2 protein-coding genes and 1 pseudogene are annotated in these 1,436 nt (G+C 38.0%); 1 reads left to right on the top strand and 2 read right to left on the bottom strand.

Annotated elements, in window-relative coordinates:
* Positions 1 to 357 (bottom strand): helix-turn-helix domain-containing protein (locus Xinn_RS20780; protein ID WP_153043431.1); only part of this gene is annotated, 357 nt, incomplete at its 3' end.
* Positions 358 to 809: 452 nt separating this feature from the next.
* Here Xinn_RS20780 and Xinn_RS20770 point away from each other — a divergent pair.
* A complete protein-coding gene (locus Xinn_RS20770; RefSeq protein WP_086956850.1) occupies positions 810 to 1,100 on the top strand; it encodes a DUF3817 domain-containing protein in 291 nt (96 codons plus the stop codon).
* A gap of 215 nt (positions 1,101 to 1,315) precedes the next feature.
* On the opposite strand, the pseudogene Xinn_RS20765 reads toward Xinn_RS20770, so the two are convergent.
* Positions 1,316 to 1,436, bottom strand: a pseudogene (locus tag Xinn_RS20765) (IS30 family transposase); the annotation flags it as partial.

Genomic DNA, 1,436 nt, shown 5'->3' with positions numbered 1-1,436 from the left:
GTAAAGTGTGCTGATGGAAAGGGTAATATGCAGATATTTTCTGAGTAAAAACACAAAAAACGAAAGACTCCAACGAGAACCGATATAGCCAAACTGCTGAGGAGCATGCTCTAAAAAATAATAGAAGAGCGGTAGATAACGGGCTAAATGCCACTGAATATGACGCCCAGCGGGTAAGCTCTGCAAGCCTGCACACCCTTGTTCTCTAAACTTTTTCAGCCAACGCCAAACGGAAGATTCGGCGCAACAAAGTATCCCAGCGACCTGAGGAACAGAGCGTGTTTTATCCAATAAGAGTATCCCCATGATCCGGCGTGCATAATTTTTATCAGTCGTCTTTTGAACGATTTTTTTCATCTGCCGCCGTTCATTTCGGGAAGTGGGGTGGTATGATAAGCATGAATCGATCCTTTTTTCTGTGATTTTGCGTTTTGGGAACAAAAATTTCGCGAATTTAGGATCGAGTATCTTTGGTACTCCTACCATTTTGACAAGCTATTTAGCAGAAATGCGTGCAGCGGGTTTACACCCTGATTGGTTTTTTAATATTGCATCAGCCATCGTCTTACTTTTCGGCTCAATATTAATTTTATTATATCGCTTTGTCTGGTTTGGTGCTGGGGCACTGGCTGCCTTTTTTTGTTAACTATTTTTATTGTTCACACTTTTTGGAATTTCTCTGGTGAACATGCTAAAATCTCACTTTATTTTGCATTCGAACATACCACTGTGATTGGGGGATTTTGCTGGCAACGGCAATTACGAGCCATTTAAGAAAAAACTTAATATAAATTAGGGAAGGTGATCTTATGCTATCTACACCAATAGGGCGATTAAGAGTAGCTGGATTCGTTGAGGGAGTTTCTTTCCTGTTACTATTATTTATCGCAATGCCGTTGAAATATTTCGCAGGATTTCCAATAGCAGTTAAAATTACAGGTATGGTTCACGGTACCTTATTTATTTTTTTCGTCTTTGCACTGCTTCAAGTAGTAATGGTGCATCGAAAATCAATTTTATGGTCATTTGCTGCTTTTGTCGCATCGATAATCCCATTTGGTACGTTTGTATTAGATGCAAAATTAAAACATGAGCAATAGTGAGAACCCCCTTTCTTGGAAAGGGGTATTTGTTTTTTTCCTAAAAAGCCCATAATGATAAATTAGTTAATAATTATTATTCCCCACTCATTACTATTTATAACTGAAAAACATTCGTGCTCGTCCTTGCATCTATTTATATATCTAATTTCTTTCAGATGTATTTTTACGCAATAAAACTATATGCTTGCATTCACATAATAAGTGCAACACCGTTATGAACGAAGTAAACGAGTCGGTATGCCTTTAAATAACTCATTCGGTGTTTGATAACCTCGCGTTTTTCGAGGACGTTTATTTAATCGATTTGCCACGAGATTTATCTCCAACTCTGAG

The sequence above is a fragment of the Xenorhabdus innexi genome (assembly GCF_002632485.1).
In the GTDB taxonomy this organism is placed as follows: domain Bacteria; phylum Pseudomonadota; class Gammaproteobacteria; order Enterobacterales; family Enterobacteriaceae; genus Xenorhabdus; species Xenorhabdus innexi.
This window is presented reverse-complemented; position numbering and strand designations above follow the sequence as displayed.

What these genes read in the sequence shown, in the direction of transcription:
- Xinn_RS20770 (WP_086956850.1), top strand. Translation starts at nt 810, where the DNA reads ATGCTATCTACACCAATAGGGCGATTAAGAGTAGCTGGATTCGTTGAG.